Genomic DNA, 26603 nt, shown 5'->3' with positions numbered 1-26603 from the left:
TGCCATTCATTGCGATAACTCATACCCAATACCTTCAGGGGTATGTACAGTTGACCCCGTCGATTGAATAAATCTCTCGATTTTGAAAACCGATAGTCAACTCAAGGAAACACACCATGTCCATGCCCCTCATCAACGAAGCCGCTCCCGCCTTCAGCGCCAACACCACCCACGGCCCCCGAAGCCTCGCCGATTACAAAGGCAAGTGGCTCATCTTGTTCTCGCACCCTGCCGACTTCACGCCTGTGTGCACCACCGAATTCATCGGTTTTGCCAAGCGTGCCGAGTTGTTCAAGAGCATGAACTGCGAATTGCTCGGCTTGTCGATCGACAGCATCTACTCGCACTTGGCCTGGATGCAAAGCATTCAGAACAACTTTGGTGTGGAGATTCCCTTCCCCATCATCGACGACATCAAGATGGAAGTGGCCCAAGCCTACGGCATGATCCACCCCGGCGCTGCCGACACCCAGGCCGTGCGTGCCACCTTCTTCATTGATCCCGAAGGCAAGCTGCGCGCCATGGTGTACTACCCCATGAGCAACGGCCGTTCGATCGAAGAGTTTGTGCGTTTGTTGCAAGCCATGCAGACCAGCGATGCCCACAAGATCGCCACCCCCGAGGGCTGGACGCCCGGTTGCGACGTGATCGTGCCACCACCCAAAACCCCCGAAGCCATTGCCAAGCGCAAAGGCGAGGGTTATGCCATGAAGGACTGGTATTTTTCGACCAAGTCCCTCTAAGTTGAAGGCTTGCCCCCTTGCCGCACAGCGGCAAGGGGTGCCAAGGACCTTTGTTGTTCCACTGCCAAGGAAGTCACCATGAGTTCAGCCCACATGCACATTGAATCGTTTTTTGATCCGGCCACGTTCACCTTCAGCCACATCCTGGCCGACCTGAGCACCCGGCAGTGCGCCTTGATCGACAGCGTGCTGGACTACGACCCCAAGTCGGGCCGCACCCACACCGCCAGCGCCGACCAGTTGGTGGCGCGTGTGAAGGCGCTGGACCTGCGTGTGCAGTGGATTTTGGAGACGCATGTGCACGCTGACCATTTGTCGGCCGCGCCCTATTTGCAAAAGCAGTTGGGCGGCCAATTGGCCATTGGTTCGCACATCACCACGGTGCAAAACGTCTTTGGCAAGCTGTTCAACGCAGGCACCGAATTTGCCCGCGATGGCAGCCAGTTCGACCGTTTGCTTGGCGATGGCGAGACCTTCCAGATTGGTGCTTTGAAGGCCCAAGCCCTGCACACTCCCGGCCACACCCCGGCGTGCATGACCTATGTGGTCACAGATGCCAGCGTCGATCCTGCGCGGCAGGTGGCCTTTGTGGGCGACACCTTGTTCATGCCCGACTACGGTACGGCGCGCTGCGACTTTCCTGGGGGCAGTGCCAGCGTGTTGTTCCAGTCGATCCAGAAAGTGCTCAGCTTGCCGGACAACACCGAGCTGTTCATGTGCCATGACTACCCGCCCGAGACCCGCCAGCCCCAGTGCGTGACCACCGTGGCTGAGCAAAAAAAGGCCAATGTGCATGTGCACCAAGGCGTGAGTGAGGCCGAGTTTGTGGCCATGCGTGAAAAGCGCGACGCCACTTTGTCCATGCCCGTGCTGATCTTGCCTTCGGTGCAGGTGAACATGCGTGCCGGTCAAATGCCGCCGCCCGAAGACAACGGCCAGCGTTACCTGAAGATTCCAGTGGACGCGCTGTGAAAGCGGTCTTGCGTCCTTTGCGCGTGGCTTCCTGGGCCGAAGGGGCCACTTTGCTGCTCTTGATGCTGGTGGCCGTACCGCTCAAGCGTTTGGCCGACATGCCCGAGGCGGTGAGCCTCATGGGCCCGATCCACGGCGCGGCCTTTGTGGCCTATGTGCTGATGGTCTTGTTTTATGCCTGGAAAGGGCATTTGCGTGCGCATGCCGTGCCCTTGCTGACGATCGCAGCCTTTGTGCCCTTTGGTGCCTTTTTTGTGGGCCCCTTGTTTCGTTCAAAGGCTTGAAACATGAACGCCGTGTCCACACCCACCGCACTGCAGCGCTGGTTCCCCATTCTGAGTTGGGGGCGGCGTTACAACCGCTCGCTGCTCACCGCCGATGGCGTGGCCGCTTTGGTGGTGACGCTGATGCTGATCCCGCAAAGCCTGGCCTATGCGCTGTTGGCGGGCTTGCCTGCACAGGCAGGTTTGTACGCCAGCATGGCCCCTTTGGTGCTTTATGCCTTGATGGGCAGCAGCGGCACTTTGGCCGTGGGGCCTGCGGCGGTGACCTCGCTCATGACGGCGGCCAGTGTGGGCGCGGTGGCGGCGCAAGGCAGCGTGGCGTACACCGAGGCGGCTTTGATGCTGGCCCTGCTCAGCGGGGCCATCATGCTGGTGATGGGCGCGGCTCGGTTGGGATTTTTGGCCAACTTTTTGAGCCACCCGGTCATCTCGGGTTTTGTCTCGGCGTCGGGTTTGCTGATCGCGGCCAGCCAGCTCAAACATTTGTTGGGTGTGCCGCTGCATGGCGAGAACCTCTTGCAACTGCTGCCGCAGCTGTGGCACAACTTGTCCAGCCTGCATGTGCCCACCACTGCGATGGGTCTGGGCGCTTTGGCTTTGCTGCTGCTGGTGCGCCGTCAGCTCAAGCCCGGGCTCAAGCGCTTGGGGGTGTCTGCGGGCGCGGCCGATTTGGCGGCCAAGGCGGCCCCGGTGGCGGTGCTGCTCATGAGCATTGCCTTGTCGGCCGCATGGCAGTTGGCTGAGCAGGGTGTGCGGGTGGTGGGCACGGTGCCGCAAGGCTTGCCGCCGCTCACGCTGCCGGGCGTGTCATCAGGTGCTTCGGCGACAGGTGGGTGGGCCGCCCCATGGGCGTTGGCCCAGGCTTTGTGGGTGCCTGCTTTGTTGATTTCCTTGGTGGGCTTTGTGGAGTCGGTGTCGGTGGGCCAGTCCTTGGCGGCCAAGCGGCGCGAACGCATCGACCCCGATGCCGAGCTGCGAGCATTGGGCCTGAGCAATTTGGGCGCGGGACTCTCCGGCGGCTTTCCGGTCACGGGCGGGTTTTCGCGTTCGGTGGTCAATTTTGATGCGGGTGCACGCACGCCTGCCGCAGGCATTTACACCGCTGTCGGGCTGGCGCTGGCGGCTTTGTTCTTGACGCCTTGGCTCTTTCATTTGCCCCAAGCCACTTTGGCCGCCACCATCATGGTGGCCGTGCTCACCTTGGTCGATGTCGGGGTGTTTGCCCGCACCTGGCATTACGCCAAGGCCGATTTCATTGCCTTGCTCCTGACCTTTGGCCTGACCTTGGCGGTGGGTGTGGAGGCCGGGTTGATCGCGGGCGTGAGCGCCTCGGTGCTGTTGCTGCTGTACCGCACCAGCCGCCCGCACATCGCGGTGGTGGGGCAGGTGCCTGGCACCGAGCATTACCGCAATGTGCTGCGTCACGCCGTGCTGGAGCAGCCGGGCATTTTGGGCCTGCGCGTGGACGAAAGCCTGTACTTTGCCAACGCCCGTTTCCTCGAAGACACCATCGCGGCCCAAGTGGCTGTTCGGCCAGGTGTGCGGCATGTGGTGCTGCAATGCTCGGCGGTCAACGACATTGACGCCAGCGCACTCGAAAGCCTGGAAACCATCAACGCCCGTTTGCAGGCTTCAGGTGTGCAGTTGCACCTGTCCGAGGTCAAGGGCCCCGTGCACGACCGTTTGCAGCGCAGCCATTTGTTGGCACAACTGAGTGGCCAAGTGTTCCTGACGCACCACCAGGCGGTACAGGCCTTGACGTCGGAAGTCTTCAGCGCTTGAGCGCCAGCCCACTGCGGCAGCGCTCAGCAACCGTCAAGTCGGCTCAAAATTGAGGGATCGGTGCTCGAATGGCGAGTGTAGTTAAGCATTTTATTAATTAACTTATCGCCAATATTGAATTGTCCTGAGCCTCAGACCTTCTTAAAGTGGAGCCCTTCTTCCTCACGAAGGGTTCCATCCCATGCTGCAAGCACTGATTTTTGACGTTGACGGCACCTTGGCCGACACCGAAATGGCCCATTTGGCGGCGTTCAACCACGCCTTTGCCGAGATGGGGCTGGACTGGCGTTGGGATGTACCGCTGTACACCCGCTTGTTGGCGGTGTCGGGCGGCAAAGAGCGCATCAAGGCGTATTGGCAAACGCTGGAGACCCAACCCAAGGACATCACGGGCGCTGGCATGCAGGAGACCATTGACCATCTGCACGAGATCAAGACCGCCGCTTACGAGCAAGCCGTGCAAGACGGAGCGGTACAGATGCGCCCGGGGGTGCTGGCGCTGCTGTCGGCTGCCAGTGCAGCCGGGCTCAAGTTGGCCATCGCCACCACCACCTCGCCTGTCAACATTGCGGCCCTGTTGCGCCAGGCCATCGGGCCGGACTGGCAGCTGCACTTTGCGGTGATCGAAGATGCCTCGACCGCGCCGCGGAAAAAACCTGACCCGATGGTCTACCAGCAAACCCTCTCGCGCTTGGGTTTGGCACCCGAGCGTTGCTTGGCGTTTGAGGATTCCGAGAACGGCCTGCGCGCCGCCATGGCAGCAGGTCTGCCCACGGTCATCACGCCCAACGATTTCACGGCCGAGCACGATTTCAAAGGCGCATTGCGCATTGTCCCCAGCCTGCAGGGCGTGGGGCTGGCGCAGTTGCGTGAATGGCACCACACCGCTTTCAAGGCCACCGCATGAGCACCGTCCGCATTGCCCCCTCCATCTTGTCCGCCGACTTTGCCCGTTTGGGCGAAGAGGTCCGCGCCATCGAAGCCGCAGGCGCGGACTGGGTGCACTTTGACGTGATGGACAACCATTACGTGCCCAACCTGACCATTGGCCCGCTGGTGTGTGAGGCGATCCGCCCGCATGTCCAGATCCCGATCGATGTGCATTTGATGGTCGAGCCGGTCGATGCGCTGGTGCCTTTGTTCGCCAAAGCTGGGGCCAACATCATCACCTTTCACCCCGAAGCCAGCCGCCATGTGGACCGCACTTTGCAAATGATCCGCGACCACGGTTGCAAAGCGGGCCTGGTGTTCAACCCAGCCACCCCACTGGAGTGGATGGACCATGTGATGGACCGCCTGGACGTGGTCTTGCTCATGAGCGTCAACCCCGGTTTTGGCGGCCAGAAATTCATCCCATCGACCTTGCCCAAGTTGCAAGCGGCCCGCCAGCGCATCAACACCCATGTGGCCCGGGGTGGCCAGCCCATCGTGCTGGAGGTGGACGGCGGCGTGAAGACCGACAACATCGCGCAGATCGTGGCGGCCGGTTCCGACACCTGCGTAGCAGGCAGCGCCGTGTTCGGTGCGCCTGATGCCGATGGGGGCTACCGGGGGGTGATGCAAGCCCTCAAGCAAGCCGCTGTGGCTTGAGCCAAATTAAGAACTACCGAATTCCCGAATTTTTAAAACTTCAGAGAGTGTTTGCCCCATGTCCTTGAGCCCCCGCACCACGCCCACCTTGACGCAGTACCTGATCGAAGAGCGTCGCCGTTTTCCCGATGCCAGTGGTGACTTCAATGCTTTGATTTTGGATGTGGCCATGGCCTGCAAAGCCATCGCCAAATCGGTCGCCTATGGCGCTTTGGCAGACATGTACGGTAACCACGCGGCCGATGCAGGTGGCAGCATCAACGTGCAAGGTGAGACCCAGAAAAAGCTGGACGTGGTGAGCAACGAGTTGTTCATCCGCATGAACGAGTGGGGTGGTCATTTGGCGGGCATGGCGTCTGAAGAGATGGACTTGCCCTACGACATTCCACCGCAACACCCCCGTGGAAAATACCTGCTGGTGTTTGACCCGCTGGATGGCTCCAGCAACATTGACGTGAACGTGTCGGTGGGCAGCATTTTCAGTGTGCTGCGTGCGCCTGACGCCACCGCAGAAGGTGGGCCTTTGACCGAGGCCGATTTCTTCCAGCCGGGCGCCGCCCAAGTGGCCGCAGGATACGCGCTGTACGGCCCCACCACCATGCTGGTGCTCAGCGTGGGCAATGGTGTGGCCGGTTTCACACTCGACCCGGTGATGGGTGAGTTCATGCTGACCCACCCCGAGTTGCGCGTGCCCGAAGACACCCAGGAGTTCGCCATCAACGCCTCCAACAGCCGCTTTTGGGAAGCCCCGGTCAAGCGCTATGTGGACGAGTGCCTGGCCGGCAAAACCGGCCCGCGTGGCAAGGACTTCAACATGCGCTGGATCGCCTCCATGGTGGCGGAAGCCCACCGCATTTTGATGCGTGGCGGCGTGTTCATGTACCCCCGAGACACCAAAGACCCCAGCAAGCCGGGTCGCCTTCGCCTGCTGTATGAGGCCAACCCGGTGGGCTTCATCATGGAGCAAGCCGGTGGCCGTGCCAGCACGGGTCAGGTTCCCATGCTGGGCGTGCAACCCAGCAGCTTGCACCAGCGCATTGGCCTGGTGTTCGGCTCCAAAAACGAGGTCGAGCGCATCGAGCGTTACCACGCCGAGCCCCCGCGTCAAGACAGTTTTACCCCGCTGTTTGTCGAACGCAGCCTCTTTCGCGACTGAGTGTTGCGCCTACATGCCAACGCACCTGGCTGGCCCCACAAGCCAGCCCCGATGCTTCTAAAAGAAGGAGACCCCCATGTCTGAACGCCACCCCATCATCGCCATCACCGGTTCTTCGGGCGCAGGCACCTCGACGGTGACACGCACGTTTTCCAACATCTTTCGCCGCGAAGGTGTGAAGGCGGCCATCATCGAAGGCGACAGCTTTCACCGCTTTGACCGCAAAGAGATGAAGCAACGTGGCGCGGATGCAGAAAAAGAGGGCAACAAACATTTCAGCCACTTCAGCGCCGAGAACAACTTGTTTGGTGAGATTGAAAACCTGTTTCGCACCTACGGTGCCACAGGCCAAGGCAAATCACGCAAATACCTGCACAACGCCGAAGAGGCCGCACCGTACCAACAAGACCCCGGCACCTTCACACCCTGGGAAGACCTGCCGAACGACACGGACATGCTGTTTTACGAAGGCTTGCACGGCGCCGTGGTCACGCCCGAGCACAACATCGCGCAGCACCCTGACTTGCGCGTGGGTGTGGTGCCCGTCATCAACCTGGAGTGGATTCAGAAACTCTGGCGCGACAAGCACCAGCGCGGCTACAGCACCGAGGCGGTGACCGACACCATCTTGCGCCGCATGCCCGACTATGTGAACTACATCGTGCCGCAGTTCGAGCACACGCATGTCAACTTCCAGCGTGTGCCCTTGGTCGACACCTCCAACCCCTTCATCTCGCGTGACATTCCGTCGGCCGATGAAAGCGTGGTGGTGATCCGTTTTGCCAACCCCAAAGGCATCGACTTTCCCTACTTGCTCAACATGATCAACGACTCCTGGATGAGCCGTGCCAACACCATCGTGGTGCCCGGCGGCAAGATGGAAATCGCCATGCAACTCATCTTCACGCCCTTTGTGTGGCGAATGATGGAGCGCCGCAAACGCGCTCTGGGCCAGGCTTGAAGCGGAGGAACAAGCCCATGAACACCGCTGCAAACACATCCGCCCACCCCAGCCCCGAGATGGCCCGTCGCATGGCCAACGCCGTGCGCATGCTGGCCGTTGACGCCGTAGAAGCCGCCAAGTCTGGCCACCCCGGCGCCCCCATGGGCATGGCCGACATCGCCGAAGTGCTGTGGAACCGTCATCTGAAACACAACCCGCTGAACCCGCAGTGGCCCGACCGCGACCGCTTTGTGTTGTCCAACGGCCACGGCTCGATGCTGATTTATGCCTTGCTGCACCTGACAGGCTACGACCTGGCCTTGGACGAGTTGAAAAAGTTCCGCCAGCTGCACAGCAAGACCCCCGGCCACCCCGAAGTGGACATCACCCCTGGCGTGGAAACCACCACCGGCCCCTTGGGCCAAGGCATCACCAACGGCGTGGGTATGGCCTTGGCCGAAAAGATGTTGGCCGATGAATTCAACCGGGAGGAGGGCGGCCAGCGCCTGGACATCGTGGACCACATGACCTATGTGTTCCTGGGCGATGGCTGCCTGATGGAAGGCATCAGCCACGAGGCCTGTTCGCTGGCGGGTACCTTGCGCTTGTCCAAACTGGTGGCGCTGTACGACGACAACGGCATCTCGATCGACGGCCATGTGGAAGGCTGGTTCACCGACGACACGCCCAAGCGCTTTGAAGCCTATGGCTGGAACGTGATCGCCAAAGTGGACGGGCATGACCCGCAAGCGGTGCACGCCGCCATCGAAGCGGCCAAGGCGCAAGCCCACAGCCCCAACGGCAAGCCCACGCTGATCTGCTGCCAAACCGTGATCGGCATGGGCTCACCCAACAAGGCGGGCACCCACGATGTGCACGGCGCAGCGCTGGGCGCTGCCGAAATGGCCGCCACCCGCGAAGCGCTGAACTGGCCTTATGCGCCCTTTGAGGTGCCTGCCGATGTGGCCAGTGCTTGGGATGCCCGCGAAAGGGGCACACGCGCCGAAAGCCAATGGCGCGAGCGCTTTGCCGCCTACCAAAACCGCTACCCGCAAGAGGCGGCTGAATATGAGCGCCGCATGAAAGGCGACTTGGGTGAGGCCTACGGCCAGGGTCTGGAAAAAGCCTTGGCCGCCATCGTGGCCAAGCCCGATGCCGTGGCCACCCGCAAAGCCAGCCAGAACGCGCTCGATGTGCTGGCTCCCTTGTTGCCCGAGTTTTTTGGCGGCAGCGCCGACCTCACGGGCTCGAACCTGACCAACTTCAAGACCTGTACCAAAGCCGGCCGCGACACCTGGGGCAACCACCTCTCGTACGGCGTGCGCGAATTTGGCATGGCCGCCATCATGAACGGCATGGCGCTGCATGGGGGTTACATCCCGTATGGCGGCACTTTCCTCACGTTCTCAGACTATTCGCGCAATGCCATTCGCATGGCAGCGCTCATGAAAAAGCGCGTGATCCACGTCTTCACGCACGACTCGATTGGCCTGGGCGAAGACGGCCCCACGCACCAAAGCGTGGAGCATGTGCCCAGCTTGCGCATCATCCCGGGGCTGGATGTGTGGCGGCCAGCCGATGGCCTGGAAACCGCCGTGGCCTGGGCCTGTTCGGTGGAGCGCCGGGACGGCCCGAGCGCCTTGGCGCTGTCGCGCCAGAACTTGCCTCAGCTGCTGACCGATGCCGCCGATGCGGCCAAGGTGCGCCAGGGCGGTTACATCCTGAGCGACATGCCGGGGGCCCAAGCCATCATCGTGGCCACAGGGTCCGAGACCTCTTTGGCCATGAAAGCGCAAGCCGAACTGGCCACCCAAGGTGTGGCCACACGGGTGGTGTCCATGCCTTGCACCAACGTGTTTGACCGGCAAAGCGAGGCCTACCAGGACATGGTTTTGCCGCTGGGTTTGCCCACCGTGGCGGTGGAAGCCGCGCACCCTGACTTCTGGCGCAAATACGTGGGCCGCACCGGCATGGTGATCGGCATCGCCAGCTTTGGCGAATCGGCCCCGGCCCCGGCTTTGTACGCACACTTTGGCATCACCACCGAACGTGTGTGTGAAGCTGTGCGCACCTTGGTGCACCGCCACACCCACCGCCAGGCCCAAGCCCTGCCCGCGCACATCGTGCCTTCCGACAATTGAGCCGAGAGCCTTTTAAAGAGCGAAAAAAATGCCAACTCCACAAGCCTATTTCTTTGACCTCGACGGCACCTTGGTAGAAACCGCGCCCGAAATTGCCGACGCGGTGAACGACACCTTGCGCTACTTCGATTGGCCCGAGGTGTCGCAGCAACAAGTCAACGACTGGATCGGACACGGCACCAAAGAGCTGTTGATTCAGGCGCTGGCCAGCGTCACCCAGACCCCGGTGGCCGCGGTGAGGCAAGGGGCCGACCTGAAGCAGGCGCTGCCGATTTTTGACCGCTACTACCAAGACCGTTGTGGCACACGCAGCCACCTGTACCCGCAGGTGCGCGAAGTGCTCGCGGCGCTGCGCGGGCGCGGTTGCAAGCTGGCGGTGGTGACCAACAAGGAAGGCCGCTACACCGACACGGTGCTGCGCGTACACGGGCTGCACGAAGCTTTCGACGTGGTGGTCAGTGGCGATTCCTTCCCGGTCAAAAAACCCGATCCCACCAGCGTGGTGGACTGCTTGAAGCGTTGGGACCTGAAGGCCACACAAGCGTTGTTTGTGGGGGATTCGTCGATCGACGCAGCCACCGCCCGAAACGCGGGTGTGCCAGTCTGGTTGCTGCCTTATGGCTACAACATGGGCGAGTCGGTGCACGCCTGTGCGCCCGACCGCGTGATCGAGGATTTTTCGGCATTGCTGTGATTTTGTAGGAGCCCACCCCGTGGGCGATGGGCGAGGCACACGCCTTTTAAACCATGGCCCACAAGGCGAGCGCCTACAGAAATCTCACTTCCCGCACATTCGAAATTCACTGTTTGAAGAATGAAAGAGACTGACATGAGCACAAAAATTGGCATCAATGGTTTTGGCCGCATTGGCCGCATGGTGTTCCGAGCGGCGTTGCAAAATTTTGACGACGTTGAGATCGTCGCCATCAATGACCTGCTGGAGCCCGAGTACCTGGCCTACATGCTGCAATACGACAGCGTGCATGGCCGTTTTGACGGCGACGTGAACGTTGAAGGCAATACCCTGGTCGTGAACGGCCAACGCATCCGCCTGACACAAGAGCGCGACCCGGCCAACCTGAAGTGGAACGAGGTCGGCGCAGACTTGGTGATCGAAGCCACAGGCTTGTTCCTCGACAAAGAAGGTGCGGGCAAGCACCTGGCAGCAGGCGCCCAAAAGGTGGTGATTTCGGCCCCGTCGAAAGACGATACGCCCATGTTTGTGTTTGGCGTGAATCACGCCAGCTATGCGGGCCAAGCCATCATCAGCAATGCCAGCTGCACCACCAACGCATTGGCCCCTTTGGCCAAGGTGCTCAACGACAAATGGGGCATCCGGCGCGGCCTGATGACCACCGTGCACGCGGCCACCGCCACCCAAAAAACCGTGGACGGCCCGAGCAACAAGGACTGGCGCGGCGGTCGCGGTATTCTGGAAAACATCATCCCCAGCAGCACGGGCGCAGCCAAGGCCGTGGGTGTGGTGATTCCCGAGATCAAGGGCAAGCTCACGGGCGTGTCGGTGCGGGTGCCCACCAGCGATGTGTCGCTGGTCGATTTGACGGTGGAGTTGGCCTCGCCCGCCACCTATGCCGAAATTTGCGCCGAAATGAAGGCGCAAAGCCAAGGGGCTTTGAAGCGCGTGTTGGGTTACACCGAAGCCAAAGTGGTGTCGACTGATTTCCGGGGCGAGATTTGCACCAGTGTGTTCGACGCCGAAGCGGGCATGGCGCTCGACAGCACCTTTGTGAAGCTGATGGCCTGGTACGACAACGAATGGGGTTACTCCAACAAGTGCCTGGAAATGGCCCGTGTGGTGTCCGGCCAATCAGGAGGTGCGCGATGAAAGTTTTGCGTTTTGCCGATGTGGTCAAAAGCGGCTTTGCCGAAAACCGTCGCGTGTTCATCCGTGCCGACCTGAACGTGCCACAAGCCGACGACGGCAGCATCACCGAAGACACCCGCATCCGCGCCAGCGTGCCCTGCATCCAGATGGCGCTGGACGCTGGCGCTGCCGTGATGGTGACATCGCACTTGGGGCGACCGATCGAGGGCGAGTTCAAGCCTGAAGACTCTCTGGCCCCGGTGGCCAAGAGCTTGGGCGAGTTGCTCGGCCACCCTTATGAAAATGGGGTGCCGCTGGTCGCCAACTGGGTCGGTGGTGTGGATGTGCAGCCCGGCCAGGTCGTGTTGCTCGAAAACTGCCGCTTCAACAAAGGTGAGAAAAAGAACAGCGAAGACCTGGCCCGCCAAATGGCGCAGCTGTGCGACATCTACGTGAACGACGCCTTTGGCACTGCGCACCGCGCCGAAGGCACGACCTATGGCATCGCCCAGTTTGCCCCCATCGCCTGCGCTGGCCCCTTGCTGGCCGCCGAGATCGACGCCATCACGCAGGCCCTGGCCAACCCGAAGCGCCCTCTGGCCGCCATCGTGGCGGGCTCCAAGGTGTCTACCAAGTTGACCATCCTGAAAAGCTTGTCCAAAAACGTGGACCAGCTCATCGTGGGCGGTGGCATTGCCAACACTTTCATGCTGGCGGCGGGTCTGAAGATCGGCAAGAGCCTGGCCGAAGCGGATTTGGTGGATGAGGCCAAAGCGGTCATTGAAGCCATGAAGGCCCGGGGCGCTGAAGTGCCGATCCCGACCGATGTGGTGGTGGCCAAAACTTTTGCAGCCGACGCCGTGGCCACCGTGAAAAAAGCCACCGAGGTGGCCGACGACGACATGATTTTGGACATTGGCCCCGAGACCGCCGCCAAACTGGCTGCGCAACTCAAGCAGGCGGGCACCATCGTCTGGAACGGCCCGGTGGGTGTGTTCGAGTTCGACCAGTTCGCCAATGGCACCAAGGTCATCGCCCAGGCGATTGCCGAGTCTGACGCCTTCAGCATCGCGGGTGGCGGCGACACGCTGGCGGCGATTGCCAAGTACGGCATCGAAAAGCAGGTGGGCTACATCTCGACCGGCGGTGGTGCATTCCTCGAGATCCTCGAAGGCAAGACCTTGCCCGCCATCGAAATTTTGAGCCGACGCGCAGCGGCGGACTGACCTCTTTTCATTTTTTACTTTTCAAGGAGCCCCCTCATGGCATTGGTTTCATTGCGCCAGGTCCTCGACCACGCGGCCGAATTCGGCTACGGCATTCCCGCTTTCAACGTCAACAACCTCGAACAAGTGCAGGCCATCATGGAGGCGGCGCAAGCCACCGACAGCCCGGTCATCTTGCAAGCTTCGGCCGGGGCCCGCAAATACGCGGGAGAGGCATATTTGCGCCACTTGGTGCTGGCCGCCATCGAGACACACCCCGACATTCCGGTGGTCTTGCACCAAGACCACGGGGCCACGCCCGCCCAGTGCCAGCAGTCCATCCGTTCGGGCTTTTCGAGCGTGATGATGGACGGCTCGCTCATGGCCGACGCCAAGACGCCCGCCAGCTACGAGTACAACGTGGACGTGACGCAAAAGGTCTGCGAGATGGCCCACGCCGTGGGTGTGTCGGTCGAGGGTGAATTGGGCTGCCTCGGCTCGCTGGAAACCGGCGAAGCGGGCGAAGAAGACGGTGTGGGGGCCGAGGGCAAACTCAGCCATGACCAGATGCTGACCGACCCCGTGCAGGCCAAGGACTTTGTGGCCCAAACCGGGGTGGATGCCCTGGCCATCGCCATTGGCACCAGCCACGGTGCCTACAAGTTCACCCGTCCGCCCACAGGCGATATCTTGGCCATGGACCGCATTGCCGCCATCCATGCCGCCCTTCCCAACACGCATTTGGTGATGCACGGCAGCTCCAGCGTGCCGCAAGAGTGGTTGCAGATCATTCGCCAATACGGCGGTGACATCAAGGAAACCTATGGCGTGCCGGTTGAAGAGATCGTGCGCGGCATCCAAAGCGGTGTGCGCAAGGTCAACATCGACACCGACATCCGACTGGCCATGACCGGTGCCATGCGCCAGTTGTTTGCGCAGCAGCCCTCGGAGTTCGATCCACGCAAAGCCTTGGCCGCTGCGAAAAAAGCGGCAGCGGGGATTGTGAAGGCCCGTTTTGAAGCCTTTGGTTGCACCGGACAAGCCCACAAAATTCGCCCCGTAAGTCTGGATGTCATGGCCTCGCGTTACGGTAATTGAGGCAGATCAAGGCTAATTAAGTAATTTCTTATATAGTTGAGGGTTGTGGTTAAGGGTGTGTTTGGTACACATGCCCTGATTGGGGGGCTTCTTCACAGGAGCCCCCCTTTTTTGAACAATTCCTACACCCCTGAACAGGAGATCATTCATGCGCACTCGTGAGCTGGCTGAGCATCTGCCCGGCAACACACGCCTGTCCACCCGCACACAAGGTGGCTGGTGATGCGGATGAGCAAAGACAGCCAGTTGGCGGTGACCGTCTTGATGGAAGTCGGTCTGCATGAGCACGAGGGCCCTGTGTCTTTGGCGGCCATCCAGTCACGGCACGACATATCGACCACGCGGCTGGAACAAGTGTTCAGCAAGTTGCGCCGATCTCATTTGGTGGACAGTACACGAGGCCCAGGCGGTGGCTATTGCCTGGCCATGGCGTCAGAAAAAATCAGTGTGGCCGATATTGTTTTGGCCATGGAGCCGGCAGAGGCTGGCTTGAGGGCGACACAAGATTTTTTGGTGAGTGACCGTTTGTGGCAACAATTGAACCAAAAAATACACCAAGAACTGCAGGGCATCAGCCTGCGCCAGTTGCTGGGTGCGCAACGGTTGGAAGACGCCCAACGGCAAACGCGCAACGCTCAACGCGGCTTGCGTGCCGTCAGGCCCAACAAGCCTGACATGCCTTGGTGGCCCGTGCCTTCGGCAATCTCTGCCTCGTAGGTGCGCAGGTCCAGGATGTCCAGATCGCCGAAGGCATCCAGCATCAGGGTTTCGTCGTAGAGGTGCGCCAGTTTGCCGGGGCCGCCCGTGTTGAAGTCCAGTTGACGCGGCGTGTAGCCCTGGATGATCAGGGTGCCACCGGGCTTGAGGCTGTCCAGCATGCGTGCAAACAGGGGGCCGCGCTCTTCGGGCGTGGCGAATTGGAAAAAGATGCCCACCACGTTGTCGTAATGCGCTGGCCGCCAGTCAAATGACTGCCAGTCGCTGCAGACACAATGGACTTGCACTTGTCGGCTTTGGGCCAGGGCCTGGGCTTTGCAGAGGGCGTTGTCCGAAAAATCAAAGGCATCGACCTGCAGGCCTTGCTGGGCCAGCCACACACCGTTGCGGCCCTCGCCATCGGCCACGGCCAGCGCATTGCCGGGCGACAGGTGCGCCGCTTGTGATTGCAAATAGGCGTTGGGCGCCTCGCCAAACACATAGTGCTCAGCGGCAAAGCGTTGGTTCCAGGTCTCTTGGGGGTTTTGAAAATGGCTCATCGGTGTGTCCTGAAAATGAAGAGGCGCAGGGTGCCAGAGGGGGGTTAAGTATATTGGTCACGGCTGATGGATCAGGCCAGCGCAGCCCCTAACCCGCAAGCCTGTCCATGTCGGCGAATTGTCCGCACAACACCTGGCGTCCTGCCTTTGTCCAGGACGACGCACGCTGATGGCCATGGCATGGGCTGGTGTGCGGGTCTTGTTGATCAGGCGACAGAGGCTTCAAATGCGCCGCGCCAGCACCACAGCAAAGGCCGATCCCGATCCGACCACCGAACACCACAGGTGCAAGAGCCAAGGGGTGTGCGAGCCTGCCAGGGCTGCGGCCTCGTCGCGGTGGTGCTGTTCGTCGGCTTGGCAGTGCTGCAACAAGGGCAGCAGGCCTTCGGGGCCGCCGTGCACCTGCAGGTGGTCTATTTGCTGTTGGTAATGCACGTCCACAAAGGTCTCGACCGCAGCGATGGTGCCGTAGACGGCGCGGCGGCCAAACAGCGCGGGCAGCGCCCCGGTCAGCCAACCCGCCATGCGCCAGAGCAGCAGCAAGCGGCTGGGACGATAAGCGGGCAACCATGCTTCGAGCAGGCGCAAGTGGTCCGCTTCGGTGTCGCCGTGCTGGTGGGCAAAGGTCAGCAATTGAGCGTCTTGCCGCCAGCGGGCCACGGCCGTGATGCCTTTGTAAATGTAGACCGCGCCGGCCTCGCCTGCGTGGTCCGAGCGCAGTTCGCGCACCATGTGCCTCGACAGCTTGTTTGAAGGATGTTCAGGAGGTGCAGGGTTTTTCACGGCAGGGATGGCATGGCGGTCGAGTTTCGACCCGGAGGTGCATCCTATCGGTCAAACCTTGTCCCTGAGCCGCCGGGGTGCATCGGTGTTGATGCGTGTGTGAACACCGCCCGGCTGCATGGCACGCTGGCCGGTGCTGGCTGCCCCGGCCTGTGCGCTTCACTCTTCGAGCAAGCTGCGCAACATCCAGGCGGTTTGCTCGTGCACGGCGATACGCTGCGTCAGCAAGTCGGCGCTGGGCTCGTCTTTGGCTTGTTCCACCACTTCGTACAAACCGCGTGCGGTGCGGGCCACGGCCTCGTGACCTTGCGCCAGGATGGCGACCATCTGCAGGGCTTTGGGGGGCAGGGCGGGTGCGTCGGGCAGCGAGCTGAGCTTGGCAAACTGGGCATACGAGCCTGGCGCTGGGTGGCCCAGTGAGCGGATGCGCTCGGCAATGGGGTCCACCGCGTTCCACAGCTCGGTGTACTGCAGCATGAACATGTCGTGCAGGCTGTTGAACATGGGGCCGGTCACGTTCCAGTGGAAGTTGTGCGTGGTCATGTACAGCGTGTAGGTGTCGGCCAGCAAGTGGCTCAAGCCCTCGGTGATGGCCTGGCGGTGCGATTCAGAGATGCCAATGTCGATTTTCATGGTGTTTCCTTTTGGTTGAAAAATGGTCAGCCCAAGCTGGTGTCCAGCACCATCATGAGCGCAAAGCCTGCCATCAGGCCCAGGGTGGCGGTGGTTTGGTGGCCGTTGCGGTGGGTTTCGGGAATCACTTCGTGTGAAACCACAAACAGCATGGCACCAGCGGCAAGGCCCAAGCCCACAGGATAAGCCAGCGCCGAGTTGCCCACCAAGCTGACGCCGATCAGGGCGCCAATGGGTTCAAGCAAGCCGCCCAAGGCAGCTATGCCCACGGCCTTCCAGGCTGGGGTGCCGATGGCCCGCAAAGTCATGGCCACCGCCAGGCCTTCGGGGATGTCTTGCAAGGCGATGGCCGTGGCCAATGGCAGGCCCACCGACAAGTCGCCTTGCGCAAACCCCACCCCCACGGCCATGCCTTCGGGCAGGTTGTGGATGGCCACCGCCATGACGAACAACCACACGCGCTGGCAGCGTTCATGGCCGGGGCCGCAGGGGCCGGTTTTGTCGTGTTCGTGGGGCGTGAATGCGTCCAGCCCCAGCATGAGCAAGACGCCCAAGCCCATGCCCATCACCACCAGGCCAGCGCCTGTGAAGGCATGGCCCGTCAGTTGGGTGCCCGCTGCGATGCCGGGCAGCAGCAGAGAAAAAGCCGCAGCGGCCAGCATCATGCCCGCCGCCATGCCCAGCATGGCGTCTTCGTGCTGGGCTTTCAGGCGTTTCAGTAAAACAGCGGGCAAAGCCCCGAGAGTGGTGGCAGCCAGGCCCGCGCTGCCGCCCCACAAGGCCCAGCGCACCACCTCGTGTTGTGTGGCCTGGGCCAGCCAGACCTGACCTTGCAGCAGCAAGACCAATATGCCCGTCAAGGCGATGCCCAAGCCCAGCAAGATCCGAGGGCGTTGGCGAGCGTGCTGAGCCAGCAAATGGGGCCAGGGCCGTGGGGAGTGTGGAAGGGTGATCATGTTCGTGTTGTTCGTTCAATGGGTGAATAATAGTCTTAATAAATCAAAATTGAATTTTGTTTTATTTAATCTATCTTTAGCCAAAAGCTATGAACGGATGTCGCCATTCAAACTGTAGATCGATCACTTGTCTGTTCGGCGGCCCGCCTTGCGGTCGGTCCATGGGCATTTGCGAATAAATATAATGAAGGACTGATATTTAAAGGGTTCACATGTTTGCTCGCTTGTCGCGTCGGTTCGGGGTGTTGATCGTCTTGGGTGTGTCGTCTTTGTTGCTGCAAGCTTGTAGCCCCGAAGCAGCACTGCCCAATGTGTCGCTGGAGCAAGCCCGCGCAGAACACGAGGCGGGCCAGGTTTTGATGATCGACATCCGTGAATCGCAAGAACACGCCACAGGCGTGGCGCAAGGTGTGGTCTTGCTGCCCATGAGCCAGGTGGCGCAGCGCGTGGCCGAGATCCCCAAGCAAGCCGATCAGCCAGTGTTGTTGATTTGCAACACCCAAAACCGCTCGCGCGCTGTGACCGAGGCGCTGCAAGAGCAGGGCTTCACCAACATCCGTTACGTGAACGGCGGCATGAGCGAGTGGGCCAAGCGCGGCTGGCCTATGGTCAAGCCGCAAGACCTTGTGGGAGCGCCCAAGTCTTGATGTAAGGCAAGTCGCGGCTAGAACTGGAGACATAGACTGAAATTTATACAAGGCCATTCGGTGCGTCCCAATGCACCCGGCTTGCATTCAGTTTGTAGCCACCCCAGGAAAGGTAAGTCCCATGAGCACATTTGGCCACCCCGGCTTGATGCAAGGCAGCAAGGAATGCCGCCGAAGCAGAGCTGCGTCATGAGCGAAAAACTGATTTCGGTCACGCTGACCCAGCAGCAAGATTACCGCTTCGACATCCGTTTTGACGACAGCGTGCCCGTGCTGACCAGCGATGAGCCTGCACCATTGGGCACGGGCCTGGGGCCATCACCCGTGCAATTGCTGTGTGCGGCGGTGGGCAATTGCCTGAGCGATTCGCTGTTGTTTGCCTTGCGCAAATTCAAGCAAGCGCCCGAGCCTTTGCGCTGCGAGGTGCAAGCCCAGGTGGGCCGCAATGGCGATGGCCGCATGCGCGTGCTGGAGATGGTGGCCACTTTGCACTTGGGGGTGAGTGCCGCCCAGCTGGAGCAACTTGACCGTGTGCTCGGCCAGTTTGAAGGTTTTTGTACCGTCACCCAAAGCGTGGGGCAGGGCATCCCGATTCAAGTTCGGGTGCTCGATGCCGATGGGGTGGTGCTCAAATCCTGAGGACTTTTGACGGTGCTGGTCTCAGGCGATTGGGATTCAGCAGGTCGTTATCAGATGGGGCGCTGACCAGGAGTCCATGGTTTGGCGCTTGAAACCGCAGCCGGTCGAATCGACAACTTTGCAGGCTGGCGAAAGGTTCACAGCGGTGTGAACATGGCCCGGTCGCTGGAAGATTGTTCGTACTGCCGGGCGATGTTGGCGCAGACCAGATCGCACAGCGCGTAGATGGAGGGGTCGCTTACTTTGTAGAACACGCTTGCACCCCGGCTTTCTCGGGCGACGATGCCGTGCTGCGCCAGGTAAGAAAGGTGGCGTGAGACGTTGGCTGCCGAATAGCCGCTGAGCTGCGCCAATTCGCCCACATTGTGTTCGGCATCACGCAGCAAATTCAGGATTTTCAGGCGTGTGGGCTCCGACAGCGCCTGGAAATAGGCGGCAATCTGATCGAGTGCTTTGGCTGGCAAATCTTTCATGGGTGCTCCACATCACATTGTAAGGACGTCAGTCATCAGAGAATGTTTGACGAGCCGTTGAATTTGATTGTATCATTACGCATGTGCGCAAACAACCAAACGTGTAAGCCTAATGGTTTGATGGAGATGCTTTGATGAACAGACGATTTCTTTTGGCTACGGCCATCACACTCACAGGCTTGGGCACTGCCCCTGTTTGGGCCAATGCCGATGCGGCAGCGGTCAAAAGTGTGGCCGCCCAAGCCAGTGCGGCAGGAGCTCAAGAGGTCAGCCTGGATGCTGTGGTCGAGGCGGTGCGCCAGGCCACTTTGTCAGCCCAGGTCCCCGGGGCCATTGTCAGTTTGAACGTGAAGGCCGGTGACCGGGTGCGGGCCGGCCAGGAGTTGCTGCGCATCGATGCCAGCGCTGCCCAGCAAAATGTGGCGGGCAGCAGCGCCCAGCTCGAAGCCTCGCAGGCCAATTTGCGCGTGGCCAGCAAAGAGCTGGACCGCCAAAAGCAACTCTTCCAAAAGCAATACATCAGCCAGGGCGCACTTGAACGCGCCCAAGCTCAGTACGAAGCCGCTCAGGCCCAGGTGCAGGCCCAACAAGCCCAAACCCGCGCGGCCCAAACCCAGACGGGTTTCTTCAGCGTGCGTGCCCCTTTTAATGGCGTGGTGTCCGATGTGCCCGTCACCTTGGGCGACATGGCCATGCCGGGCCGCCCCTTGGTGACCTTGCACGACCCCTCGGCTTTGCGCGTGAGTGCAGCCGTGCCGCAGTCGATGATTCAAGGTGTTCGCAACCAGTTGAAATCGGTGCGTTACGAGATCGCGGGCCACACCAGCGTGGCAGCGGCCAGCGTGCAACTGATGCCTTCTGTAGACCCGGTGACGCACACCGCACAGTTGCGTGTGGCATTGCCCGCGGGCGTTGAGGGCTTGGTGCCCGGCATGTTCGCTCGGGTTTGGGTACCTGGCAGCTCAGCCAGCGTTGCGGCCCAGAACGGTACCAAGGATGCAGCTCAAGGAGGCCGCGTCTTCTTGCCGCTCACAGCCATCGTGCGCCGCGCCGAGATGACCGGTGTGTACGTGATGGACGCACAGGGTAAACCGCGTTTGCGCCAAGTGCGCTTGGGGCGCACCGCGGGCCAGACCGTCGAGGTGCTGTCCGGTGTGAGCGCGGGTGAGCAGGTGGTGACCGAGCCCGCCAGCCTTGGCAAGAAACTCTGAAAGCGAACCCCATGAGCGAGCAAAAAATGGGCATTTCAGGCCGCATTGCAGCGGCCTTCCAGAGTGCGCAGATCACGCCCTTGCTGGCGCTGGTGGCGTTTTTGCTGGGCGTGTTTGCCGTGATGGTGACGCCTCGCGAAGAAGAGCCGCAAATCAACGTGACCATGGCCAACGTCATCGCGCCGTTCCCAGGTGCGTCGGTGCGCGATGTGGAGCAAATGGTGGCGATCCCGGCCGAGCAGGTGCTATCCAAGATCGCGGGTGTCGAGCATGTGTATTCGGTCTCTCGCCCCGGCGTGGCCATCTTGACCGTGCAGTTCAAGGTGGGCGTGCCGCGCACCGAGGCGCTGGTCAAGTTGCACGACACCATCCGCGAAAACGCCGACTGGTTGCCCCGCAACCTGGGTCTGCCTGAGCCTTTGATCAAGCCCAAGGGCATCGACGATGTGCCCATCGTATCCCTGACCTTGCATGGCAAAACCGCAGACGTGAGCGCCTTTGATCTGGAGCGCGTGGCGCACAGCATCGAGGCCGACATCAAGCGCGTGCCCGGTACCCGCGATGTGGTCACCATTGGCGGCCCGCGCCGCGCGGTGCTGGTGCAGATCGACCCGCAGCGCATGAACGGCTCGGGTGTCACGGTGCACGACTTGCGCATGGCCTTGCAGTCGGCCAACCTCGGCTTGCCAGTCGGTGAGTTGTTGGGTGCCAACCAGAGCGTGGCCATCGAAGCCGGCCCACACCTCGCGCAAGCCAGCGACGTGGCCGATTTGGTCGTGCAAGTGGTGCAGGGCAAGCCCGTCTTTTTGAAAGACGTGGCTGACGTGAAAGACGGCCCCATGCCGGCTGAGCGTTATGTCTGGCACGGCAACAACGCCCAAAATGGCGGCGAAGAGTTTGCCGCCGTGACGCTGTCGATCACCAAAAAATCGGGCGAAAACGCCATCGATGTGGCCAATGGCGTCAAGAGCCGCGTCGAGAAGCTGCAGGGCACCGTGATCCCTGACAACGTGCAGGTGGTGGAGACCCGCAACTACGGTGAAACCGCCAACGACAAGGCACAAAAACTGATTCAGAAGTTGCTGTTTGCCACCGCTTCGGTGGTGGCGCTGGTGTTCATGGCGCTGGGTCGCCGCGAAGCTGCTATCGTCGGCGTGGCGGTCATCTTGACGCTGACGGCGACTTTGTTCGCCTCTTGGGCCTGGGGCTTCACGCTCAACCGCGTGTCGCTGTTTGCCTTGATCTTTTCCATCGGCATTTTGGTGGACGACGCGATCGTGGTGGTGGAGAACATCCACCGCCACCAGCAGCTCTACCCGGGCAAGAGCATCCGCGAGATCATCCCCGGTGCGGTGGACGAAGTCGGTGGCCCCACCATCTTGGCCACCTTCACCGTGATCGCGGCTTTGTTGCCCATGGCGTTTGTGAGCGGCTTGATGGGCCCCTACATGAGCCCGATCCCGATCAATGCCAGCTTGGGCATGTTGTTGTCGCTGGCCATTGCCTTTGTCATCACGCCCTGGTTGTCGGGCATGTGGATGAAGCCGTCTTCGGGTCATGCGCATGACGCGGCAGGCGGGCACAGCGGTCTGAGCGCCAAGCTCGAACCTGTGTTCGAAAAAATCTTCAAACCCTTGCTCGACACCCGCACCGGTGGGCGCAACCGCAAGCTGCTGGGGCTGGGTGTGGCCGGTCTGATTGCCTTGTCTTTGGTTTTGCCCGCCACGGGTTTGGTCATGCTCAAGATGCTGCCCTTTGACGACAAGTCGGAGTTTCAGGTCGTGGTGGACATGCCTGCGGGCACACCGCTTGAGAAAACCGCTGCCGTGATGCGCGAGCTGGGCGGCCACTTGGCCACCGTGCCCGAGGTCATGCATTACCAAGCCTACGTGGGCACAGCTTCGCCCATCAACTTCAACGGTCTGGTGCGCCAGTACTACCTGCGTGCAGGCGCTGAGCTGGGCGATATTCAGGTGAATCTGGTGGGCAAGTCCGATCGCAGCGACAAGAGCCATGTGATTGCCACGCGTGTGCGTCCGGCCTTGCAAGAGATCGGTCGCAAGCACGGTGCCAACGTCAAGGTGGTCGAAGTGCCACCAGGCCCGCCCGTGATGTCGCCCATCGTGGCCGAGATTTATGGGCCCGATGCCGAAGGCCGTCGCCAAGTGGCCAAGTTGGTGCGCGCCGTGTTCGAAAAGACCGAAGGTGTGGTGGACATCGATGACAGCTCGATTGCCGATGCACCGCGCAAGCTGCTGCTGGTGGACCGCCGCAAAGCGGCCGTGTTGGGTGTGTCACAACAAGCCATCGTGACCACCTTGCGTGCCGGTTTGGCGGGCGAGTCTGTCACGTATTTGCATGACGGCAGCAAGTACCCGGTGCCCGCCTTGATTCAGCTGCCCGAGCAGTTGCATGGCGATCTGGATGCCTTGCTGCAGCTGGGCGTGAAAAGCGCCACGGGCAAGGTGGTGGCCATGCGCGAGCTGGTCACCGTGAGTGACACTCTGCGTGAGCAGCCCGTCATCCACAAAGACATGCTGCCCGTGAATTTCGTCAATGCCGACATGGCCGGTAAGGTGGACAGCCCTTTGTACGGCCTGTTCAAGATGCGCGGCGACATTGCGCAGATCAAAGGCCCGGACGGTGAGCGGATTGAAGAGTACTTCATCCACCAGCCCGACGACGCCTGGCGCGGCTACAGCATCAAGTGGGATGGCGAGTCGCAAATCACGTATGAGACCTTTCGCGACATGGGCGCGGCCTATGGTGTGGGTCTGATCCTGATCTATTTGCTGGTGGTGGCGCAGTTTGGCTCTTACCTCACGCCTCTCATCATCATGGCACCGATCCCGCTGACCATCATTGGCGTGATGCCAGGCCACGCCTTGCTGCACGCGCAATACACCGCCACCAGCATGATCGGCATGATCGCGCTGGCGGGCATCATCGTGCGCAACTCGATCTTGTTGGTGGACTTCATCAACCTGCAGGTGCAAGGCGGCATGGACTTCAAGCGGGCGATTGTGCAGTCGGCCATCACCCGCGCCCAGCCCATCATGCTCACGGGCCTGGCGGCCATGATCGGGGCCTTCTTCATCGTGGACGACCCGATCTTCAACGGCCTGGCCATTTCGCTGATCTTTGGCATCTTCGTGTCCACGGTGTTGACGCTGGTCGTCATCCCGACTTTGTATTACGTGGCGTACCGCAAAAAGTACGGCGCTTGAGTTTTTTCTTTAACCCTTTGGAGTTTGAATCATGAAATCTTGGCAAATCGTTCGTTTGCTCGCTGGCTTTTTTGTCTTGTTGTCTTTGGCTTTGGGCGTGCAAGGCAGTCCCGTTTTTGTGAGCGAGTGGTGGCTGGCCTTCACAGCTTTTGTGGGTGTCAATTTGTTCCAAAGCGCGCTGACCAAGTGGTGCCTGATGGAGTCCATTTTGAGCAAGCTGGGCGTTGAGCGTGGTTGCTGAACAGACGGCATCAACGACATGCGCACCCCACTGTTCAAACCCCGGCCCCTGAGCGGCTGGGTGCTGGCGGCCTTGCTGGCCGCTCCATCCGCGCAAGCCCTGGATCTGCTGCAAACTTGGGAAAAAGCGCGCCAGCACGACCCCCAAATGCAGGTGGTCGCCGCCACACGCTCATCGGTGCAAGCCTTTGAAGATCAGGCCAAAGCCTTGTGGCGGCCTGTGCTGATGGGCAGCGCCACGGTGGGTGGTATGTCGGCGGATACCAGCACGCAGGGTGCGCAGTTTTCGATGGGTGGACCACCCATGTCAGGGAACTTCGCAACCTCTGCCAACGCCGCCACCTCCACTCGTTGGTCATTGCAGGCCAAGCAGCCGCTGTACAGCCCCGAGCGTCAGGCCCAACAAGCCCAGCTGCACACCGCAGCGGGCGTGGCCGAACTGCGTGCCGACCTGGCCCAGCAACAGTTCATGCTGCTCACGGTGCAACGGTATTTCAATCTGCTGCTGGCCGAGCGCCAGCAGCAGGTCTTGAAAAGCCAACATGCGGCTGTGAGCCGATCGCTGACCGAAGTGCAAGACCGTTTTGCCTTGGGCGACTTGCCAGTGACCGATACGCACGAGGCCACGGCCCGTGCCGCCGGTTTGCAAGCGCAACTGTTGGCCGCAGACAGCGAAGTGCACATGGCCCGCAGCGTGCTGGCTGACTCCACGCGCTTGAGTGCAGACGCTTTGAAGCTGCAAGCGCCCAAAGCCGAGGCGCCAGCGTCTACTGTGCCTTCTTTGGAGCAGGTGCTGGCCCAAGTGCAACAAGCCAATACAGGCGTGCTGCTGAAAAAAGCCCAACACGATGTGGCCCGCCAAGAGCTCAAAAAGCACGCGCGCAGTGGCGGCGTCACGCTGGACTTGGTCGCTTCCCTTGGACGCGACCGTTTGAGCGGCGAGGGTGACTTTGGGACATCGTCCAACATGCAAAACCAGCAAATGCTGGGATTGAGCCTGAATGTGCCTTTGTACACAGGCGGTTGGCGCAGCGCCAAACTGCAAGAGGCGCTGAGTGCGCAGGCCCAAGCGGCGGCTGAAGCCGACATGGCCCTGCAACAAGCGCAGCAACAAGCCCGTTCTGTATGGTTGGTGCTGCAAACCGGCCCCGCCCGTTTGTCGGCCATGCAAGCGGCATGGAAAGCCAGCACAGCGCGCCTGGACGCCACCCGTCTGGGGCGGCAAGTGGGAGACCGCACCACGCTCGAATTGTTGCAAGCTGAAAACGACGCGGCCCAAGCCGAGTTGGCTTGGTTGCGTGCACAAACCGAATTGCTCAGCACCCGCATGCAACTCGATGCCTTGACCGGCAGCCTGTCGGTGCAAAGCCTGCAAACGCTGAACGCGCAATTGCAGCCTTGACATCCAGTTTTTAACGAAAGAGATAAAGCATGAAAAACGCCCAGGATCTGGTGATGCAGGCCAAAGCCGCCATTCACGAAGTTACGATGGCAGATGCAGAAGATGCCATTCGCCAAGCTGATGTACTGATCGACGTGCGGGAAGCTGACGAGTTTGCCGCTGGCCATTTGCCCGGCGCGGTGCTGGTCCCCAGGGGCTTGCTCGAGTTCAAGCTCAGCGGCACGCCCGCCTTGTCTGGGCGCGACTTGAAGGTGGTGCTTTACTGCAAAACCAGCGGCCGCGCTGCATTGGCCGCGCAAACCATGCAAGCCATGGGTTACCTGAATGTCAGCTCCATTGCGGGTGGTTTTGATGCCTGGGCTGCCGCAGGCAAAACGCTGGTCAAGCCTGAAGAACCCAGTTTTGGTTGAGCCTGATGGCCGCGTCAGCGGCAAGGCTTTGCAAATGTTTGGGGTGTTTTTGCAGGGGTGCACTCAGTAAAATCCCCAAGGCAAAACCACCTCGGTTGAGCACAAAGACGAGTTGATTTCGGTTAAATTAGCGTCTGGTTATATTTAAACCCCCCATTTGGAGTTCTCATGAAATTGATTTTTGCTGTTACCGCTGTCGCAGCGCTGGCTTCTTCCCCCGCTTTTGCCAACTTGGACATGGCCAAGAAAAACGCCTGCATGGCTTGCCACGCGGTGGACAAGAAACTGGTCGGCCCTTCTTATCAGGACGTGGCCAAAAAATATGGCGGCCAAAAAGACGCCGCAGCGACTTTGGCCAAGAGCATCAAGGCCGGTGGTTCGGGCAAGTGGGGTCCTGTACCCATGCCTGCACAGGCGGCTTTGAGCGACGCCGACGCGCTGACTTTGGCCACCTGGATTTTGGCCGGTGCCAAATGAACGCAAGCCTTGACAGGCTTGATGAAAATTGAATGATTTAGAAAGCTCGATTGGTACTCGTGGCTTTTTTTTGCCGCTCAGGGGTTCGCCCTTGAGCGGCTTTTTTGGCTCTGATGAATTTCAAGTGGGTTGCCCAGCATGAGGATTGATAGCGTGGAAGTCGAGTCTCCCGGCGATCAAGAAGATGACAGTCTTGATCGTTGTGATTCGCGTAAACCCACGCGCACGACGCTTGGATGCCTGGAACAAACCGTTGATGGCTTCGAGGAATCCGTTGGTCTGGCGTGTCTGCGCCCAGGCCACGATGCCTTCCATATGAGCGCGGATCATCTTGGCAACGTCCTTCATCGGTTCGACCTTGGAGCGCATCACGCATGTGCACCAGTGATCCAGCATGGTTCGCACAACGTTGATCTGCTTTCGATCAAGGATCTCACGCAACTGCTCTTTGTAGGACCACGCCCTGGCCGTGCGTTTGACGGTCATCTTGGCCATCAACGCATCCAGTTC

At 60.7% G+C, this 26603-nt stretch carries 28 protein-coding genes; 22 read left to right on the top strand and 6 right to left on the bottom strand.

Going from position 1 to position 26603, the window contains the following annotated elements; genetic code table 11:
- The first annotated feature begins 116 nt into the window (after positions 1-116).
- The 14 genes from AMM33_RS07675 (at position 117) to AMM33_RS07610 (ending at position 14456) form a co-directional block, all read left to right on the top strand.
- Complete coding sequence (locus AMM33_RS07675) at positions 117-743, top strand: peroxiredoxin (protein WP_090140118.1); 627 nt, start codon at positions 117-119, stop codon at positions 741-743.
- A gap of 93 nt (positions 744-836) precedes the next feature.
- On the top strand, positions 837-1715 hold the full coding sequence (locus tag AMM33_RS07670; RefSeq protein ID WP_090140154.1) for an MBL fold metallo-hydrolase: 879 nt from the start codon (positions 837-839) through the stop codon (positions 1713-1715).
- Positions 1712-1999 (top strand): DUF3817 domain-containing protein, encoded by a 288-nt coding sequence (locus AMM33_RS07665; RefSeq protein WP_199233435.1) that lies wholly within the window; start codon positions 1712-1714, stop codon positions 1997-1999. Before AMM33_RS07670 ends, AMM33_RS07665 begins: the two co-directional genes overlap by 4 nt.
- Positions 2000-2002: 3 nt before the next feature.
- Entirely contained in the window at positions 2003-3781 is a 1779-nt protein-coding gene (locus AMM33_RS07660; protein ID WP_090140116.1) for a SulP family inorganic anion transporter, read from the top strand.
- 181 nt (positions 3782-3962) lie between these two features.
- The gene (locus AMM33_RS07655) at positions 3963-4688 is read left to right on the top strand and encodes an HAD-IA family hydrolase (RefSeq protein ID WP_090140114.1); all 726 of its coding nucleotides are present in this window, start codon (positions 3963-3965) and stop codon (positions 4686-4688) included.
- Complete coding sequence (gene rpe, locus AMM33_RS07650; protein WP_090140112.1) at positions 4685-5371, top strand: ribulose-phosphate 3-epimerase; 687 nt, start codon at positions 4685-4687, stop codon at positions 5369-5371. Before AMM33_RS07655 ends, rpe begins: the two co-directional genes overlap by 4 nt.
- 58 nt (positions 5372-5429) lie before the next feature.
- Complete coding sequence (locus tag AMM33_RS07645) at positions 5430-6527, top strand: class 1 fructose-bisphosphatase (protein WP_090140110.1); 1098 nt, start codon at positions 5430-5432, stop codon at positions 6525-6527.
- Positions 6528-6603: 76 nt separating this feature from the next.
- Positions 6604-7488 (top strand): phosphoribulokinase, encoded by an 885-nt coding sequence (locus tag AMM33_RS07640; protein ID WP_090140107.1) that lies wholly within the window; start codon positions 6604-6606, stop codon positions 7486-7488.
- Between the two features lie 17 nt (positions 7489-7505).
- On the top strand, positions 7506-9611 hold the full coding sequence (tkt, locus tag AMM33_RS07635) for a transketolase (protein WP_228768005.1): 2106 nt from the start codon (positions 7506-7508) through the stop codon (positions 9609-9611).
- A 28-nt stretch (positions 9612-9639) separates the two neighbouring features.
- Positions 9640-10305: a phosphoglycolate phosphatase gene (gene gph / locus AMM33_RS07630; protein ID WP_090140105.1), complete on the top strand. Its 666-nt coding sequence runs from the start codon at positions 9640-9642 to the stop codon at positions 10303-10305.
- Positions 10306-10440: 135 nt separating this feature from the next.
- Positions 10441-11457, top strand: a complete 1017-nt coding sequence (gene gap, locus AMM33_RS07625; RefSeq protein ID WP_090140150.1) for a type I glyceraldehyde-3-phosphate dehydrogenase — start codon at positions 10441-10443, stop codon at positions 11455-11457.
- On the top strand, positions 11454-12662 hold the full coding sequence (locus AMM33_RS07620; protein WP_090140103.1) for a phosphoglycerate kinase: 1209 nt from the start codon (positions 11454-11456) through the stop codon (positions 12660-12662). The genes gap and AMM33_RS07620 overlap by 4 nt, the downstream gene beginning before the upstream one ends.
- Positions 12663-12698: 36 nt before the next feature.
- On the top strand, positions 12699-13739 hold the full coding sequence (gene fba / locus AMM33_RS07615) for a class II fructose-bisphosphate aldolase (RefSeq protein ID WP_090140100.1): 1041 nt from the start codon (positions 12699-12701) through the stop codon (positions 13737-13739).
- Positions 13740-13967: 228 nt separating this feature from the next.
- Positions 13968-14456, top strand: coding sequence for an RrF2 family transcriptional regulator (locus AMM33_RS07610; RefSeq protein WP_194945323.1), 489 nt, complete (start codon positions 13968-13970; stop codon positions 14454-14456).
- Here AMM33_RS07610 and AMM33_RS07605 read toward each other — a convergent pair.
- The 4 genes from AMM33_RS07605 to AMM33_RS07590 all read right to left on the bottom strand — a co-directional run bounded on the left by AMM33_RS07605 (position 14375) and on the right by AMM33_RS07590 (position 17367).
- Positions 14375-14995 carry a class I SAM-dependent methyltransferase gene (locus AMM33_RS07605; RefSeq protein WP_090140095.1) on the bottom strand — a complete coding sequence of 207 codons (621 nt, stop codon included), beginning with the start codon at positions 14993-14995 and terminating at the stop codon, positions 14375-14377. The genes AMM33_RS07610 and AMM33_RS07605 overlap by 82 nt on opposite strands.
- 222 nt (positions 14996-15217) lie before the next feature.
- Positions 15218-15727 carry a demethoxyubiquinone hydroxylase family protein gene (locus AMM33_RS07600; RefSeq protein ID WP_090140093.1) on the bottom strand — a complete coding sequence of 170 codons (510 nt, stop codon included), beginning with the start codon at positions 15725-15727 and terminating at the stop codon, positions 15218-15220.
- Between the two features lie 210 nt (positions 15728-15937).
- The gene (locus AMM33_RS07595) at positions 15938-16411 is read right to left on the bottom strand and encodes a Dps family protein (protein WP_090140092.1); all 474 of its coding nucleotides are present in this window, start codon (positions 16409-16411) and stop codon (positions 15938-15940) included.
- Between the two features lie 26 nt (positions 16412-16437).
- Positions 16438-17367, bottom strand: coding sequence for a ZIP family metal transporter (locus tag AMM33_RS07590; protein WP_090140090.1), 930 nt, complete (start codon positions 17365-17367; stop codon positions 16438-16440).
- Positions 17368-17579: 212 nt separating this feature from the next.
- Here AMM33_RS07590 and AMM33_RS07585 point away from each other — a divergent pair, with 212 nt between their 5' ends.
- Together AMM33_RS07585 and AMM33_RS07580 are read left to right on the top strand one after the other, a co-directional pair.
- Positions 17580-18014 carry a rhodanese-like domain-containing protein gene (locus AMM33_RS07585; protein WP_090140088.1) on the top strand — a complete coding sequence of 145 codons (435 nt, stop codon included), beginning with the start codon at positions 17580-17582 and terminating at the stop codon, positions 18012-18014.
- A 189-nt stretch (positions 18015-18203) separates the two neighbouring features.
- On the top strand, positions 18204-18653 hold the full coding sequence (locus AMM33_RS07580; protein WP_090140148.1) for an OsmC family protein: 450 nt from the start codon (positions 18204-18206) through the stop codon (positions 18651-18653).
- A 137-nt stretch (positions 18654-18790) separates the two neighbouring features.
- On the opposite strand, the gene AMM33_RS07575 is transcribed toward AMM33_RS07580, so the two are convergent.
- On the bottom strand, positions 18791-19126 hold the full coding sequence (locus AMM33_RS07575; RefSeq protein WP_090140086.1) for an ArsR/SmtB family transcription factor: 336 nt from the start codon (positions 19124-19126) through the stop codon (positions 18791-18793).
- Between the two features lie 134 nt (positions 19127-19260).
- Here AMM33_RS07575 and AMM33_RS07570 point away from each other — a divergent pair, with 134 nt between their 5' ends.
- The 6 genes from AMM33_RS07570 (at position 19261) to AMM33_RS07545 (ending at position 26093) form a co-directional block, all read left to right on the top strand.
- On the top strand, positions 19261-20337 hold the full coding sequence (locus AMM33_RS07570; RefSeq protein ID WP_090140084.1) for an efflux RND transporter periplasmic adaptor subunit: 1077 nt from the start codon (positions 19261-19263) through the stop codon (positions 20335-20337).
- An 11-nt stretch (positions 20338-20348) separates the two neighbouring features.
- Positions 20349-23564: an efflux RND transporter permease subunit gene (locus tag AMM33_RS07565; RefSeq protein ID WP_090140082.1), complete on the top strand. Its 3216-nt coding sequence runs from the start codon at positions 20349-20351 to the stop codon at positions 23562-23564.
- Positions 23565-23595: 31 nt separating this feature from the next.
- Positions 23596-23805, top strand: a complete 210-nt coding sequence (locus AMM33_RS07560) for a YgaP family membrane protein (protein WP_090140080.1) — start codon at positions 23596-23598, stop codon at positions 23803-23805.
- Positions 23806-23823: 18 nt separating this feature from the next.
- Positions 23824-25206 carry a TolC family protein gene (locus AMM33_RS07555; RefSeq protein WP_090140077.1) on the top strand — a complete coding sequence of 461 codons (1383 nt, stop codon included), beginning with the start codon at positions 23824-23826 and terminating at the stop codon, positions 25204-25206.
- A 29-nt stretch (positions 25207-25235) separates the two neighbouring features.
- A complete protein-coding gene (locus tag AMM33_RS07550) occupies positions 25236-25616 on the top strand; it encodes a rhodanese-like domain-containing protein (protein ID WP_090140074.1) in 381 nt (126 codons plus the stop codon).
- A gap of 168 nt (positions 25617-25784) precedes the next feature.
- A complete protein-coding gene (locus AMM33_RS07545) occupies positions 25785-26093 on the top strand; it encodes a c-type cytochrome (RefSeq protein ID WP_090140072.1) in 309 nt (102 codons plus the stop codon).
- Between the two features lie 120 nt (positions 26094-26213).
- On the opposite strand, the gene AMM33_RS07540 is transcribed toward AMM33_RS07545, so the two are convergent.
- On the bottom strand, positions 26214-26603 hold a 390-nt coding region (locus tag AMM33_RS07540), incomplete at its 5' end, for a transposase (RefSeq protein WP_194945322.1).

The sequence above is a fragment of the Limnohabitans sp. DM1 genome (assembly GCF_001269385.1).
GTDB lineage: Bacteria > Pseudomonadota > Gammaproteobacteria > Burkholderiales > Burkholderiaceae_C > Limnohabitans_A.
Note: the sequence above shows the minus strand (reverse complement) of the source record. Positions and strands in the feature narration are given on the sequence as shown.

What these genes read in the sequence shown, in the direction of transcription:
- AMM33_RS07550 (WP_090140074.1), top strand. Translation starts at nt 25,236, where the DNA reads ATGAAAAACGCCCAGGATCTGGTGATGCAGGCCAAAGCCGCCATTCAC.
- AMM33_RS07570 (WP_090140084.1), top strand. Translation starts at nt 19,261, where the DNA reads ATGAACAGACGATTTCTTTTGGCTACGGCCATCACACTCACAGGCTTG.
- AMM33_RS07560 (WP_090140080.1), top strand. Translation starts at nt 23,596, where the DNA reads ATGAAATCTTGGCAAATCGTTCGTTTGCTCGCTGGCTTTTTTGTCTTG.
- gph (WP_090140105.1), top strand. Translation starts at nt 9,640, where the DNA reads ATGCCAACTCCACAAGCCTATTTCTTTGACCTCGACGGCACCTTGGTA.
- AMM33_RS07555 (WP_090140077.1), top strand. Translation starts at nt 23,824, where the DNA reads ATGCGCACCCCACTGTTCAAACCCCGGCCCCTGAGCGGCTGGGTGCTG.
- AMM33_RS07575 (WP_090140086.1), bottom strand. Translation starts at nt 19,126, where the DNA reads ATGAAAGATTTGCCAGCCAAAGCACTCGATCAGATTGCCGCCTATTTC.
- AMM33_RS07580 (WP_090140148.1), top strand. Translation starts at nt 18,204, where the DNA reads ATGAGCGAAAAACTGATTTCGGTCACGCTGACCCAGCAGCAAGATTAC.
- gap (WP_090140150.1), top strand. Translation starts at nt 10,441, where the DNA reads ATGAGCACAAAAATTGGCATCAATGGTTTTGGCCGCATTGGCCGCATG.
- AMM33_RS07655 (WP_090140114.1), top strand. Translation starts at nt 3,963, where the DNA reads ATGCTGCAAGCACTGATTTTTGACGTTGACGGCACCTTGGCCGACACC.
- AMM33_RS07585 (WP_090140088.1), top strand. Translation starts at nt 17,580, where the DNA reads ATGTTTGCTCGCTTGTCGCGTCGGTTCGGGGTGTTGATCGTCTTGGGT.
- AMM33_RS07610 (WP_194945323.1), top strand. Translation starts at nt 13,968, where the DNA reads ATGAGCAAAGACAGCCAGTTGGCGGTGACCGTCTTGATGGAAGTCGGT.
- AMM33_RS07605 (WP_090140095.1), bottom strand. Translation starts at nt 14,995, where the DNA reads ATGAGCCATTTTCAAAACCCCCAAGAGACCTGGAACCAACGCTTTGCC.
- AMM33_RS07670 (WP_090140154.1), top strand. Translation starts at nt 837, where the DNA reads ATGCACATTGAATCGTTTTTTGATCCGGCCACGTTCACCTTCAGCCAC.
- AMM33_RS07620 (WP_090140103.1), top strand. Translation starts at nt 11,454, where the DNA reads ATGAAAGTTTTGCGTTTTGCCGATGTGGTCAAAAGCGGCTTTGCCGAA.
- fba (WP_090140100.1), top strand. Translation starts at nt 12,699, where the DNA reads ATGGCATTGGTTTCATTGCGCCAGGTCCTCGACCACGCGGCCGAATTC.
- rpe (WP_090140112.1), top strand. Translation starts at nt 4,685, where the DNA reads ATGAGCACCGTCCGCATTGCCCCCTCCATCTTGTCCGCCGACTTTGCC.
- AMM33_RS07675 (WP_090140118.1), top strand. Translation starts at nt 117, where the DNA reads ATGTCCATGCCCCTCATCAACGAAGCCGCTCCCGCCTTCAGCGCCAAC.
- AMM33_RS07645 (WP_090140110.1), top strand. Translation starts at nt 5,430, where the DNA reads ATGTCCTTGAGCCCCCGCACCACGCCCACCTTGACGCAGTACCTGATC.
- AMM33_RS07545 (WP_090140072.1), top strand. Translation starts at nt 25,785, where the DNA reads ATGAAATTGATTTTTGCTGTTACCGCTGTCGCAGCGCTGGCTTCTTCC.
- AMM33_RS07595 (WP_090140092.1), bottom strand. Translation starts at nt 16,411, where the DNA reads ATGAAAATCGACATTGGCATCTCTGAATCGCACCGCCAGGCCATCACC.
- tkt (WP_228768005.1), top strand. Translation starts at nt 7,506, where the DNA reads ATGAACACCGCTGCAAACACATCCGCCCACCCCAGCCCCGAGATGGCC.
- AMM33_RS07565 (WP_090140082.1), top strand. Translation starts at nt 20,349, where the DNA reads ATGAGCGAGCAAAAAATGGGCATTTCAGGCCGCATTGCAGCGGCCTTC.
- AMM33_RS07660 (WP_090140116.1), top strand. Translation starts at nt 2,003, where the DNA reads ATGAACGCCGTGTCCACACCCACCGCACTGCAGCGCTGGTTCCCCATT.
- AMM33_RS07640 (WP_090140107.1), top strand. Translation starts at nt 6,604, where the DNA reads ATGTCTGAACGCCACCCCATCATCGCCATCACCGGTTCTTCGGGCGCA.
- AMM33_RS07600 (WP_090140093.1), bottom strand. Translation starts at nt 15,727, where the DNA reads ATGGTGCGCGAACTGCGCTCGGACCACGCAGGCGAGGCCGGCGCGGTC.
- AMM33_RS07590 (WP_090140090.1), bottom strand. Translation starts at nt 17,367, where the DNA reads ATGATCACCCTTCCACACTCCCCACGGCCCTGGCCCCATTTGCTGGCT.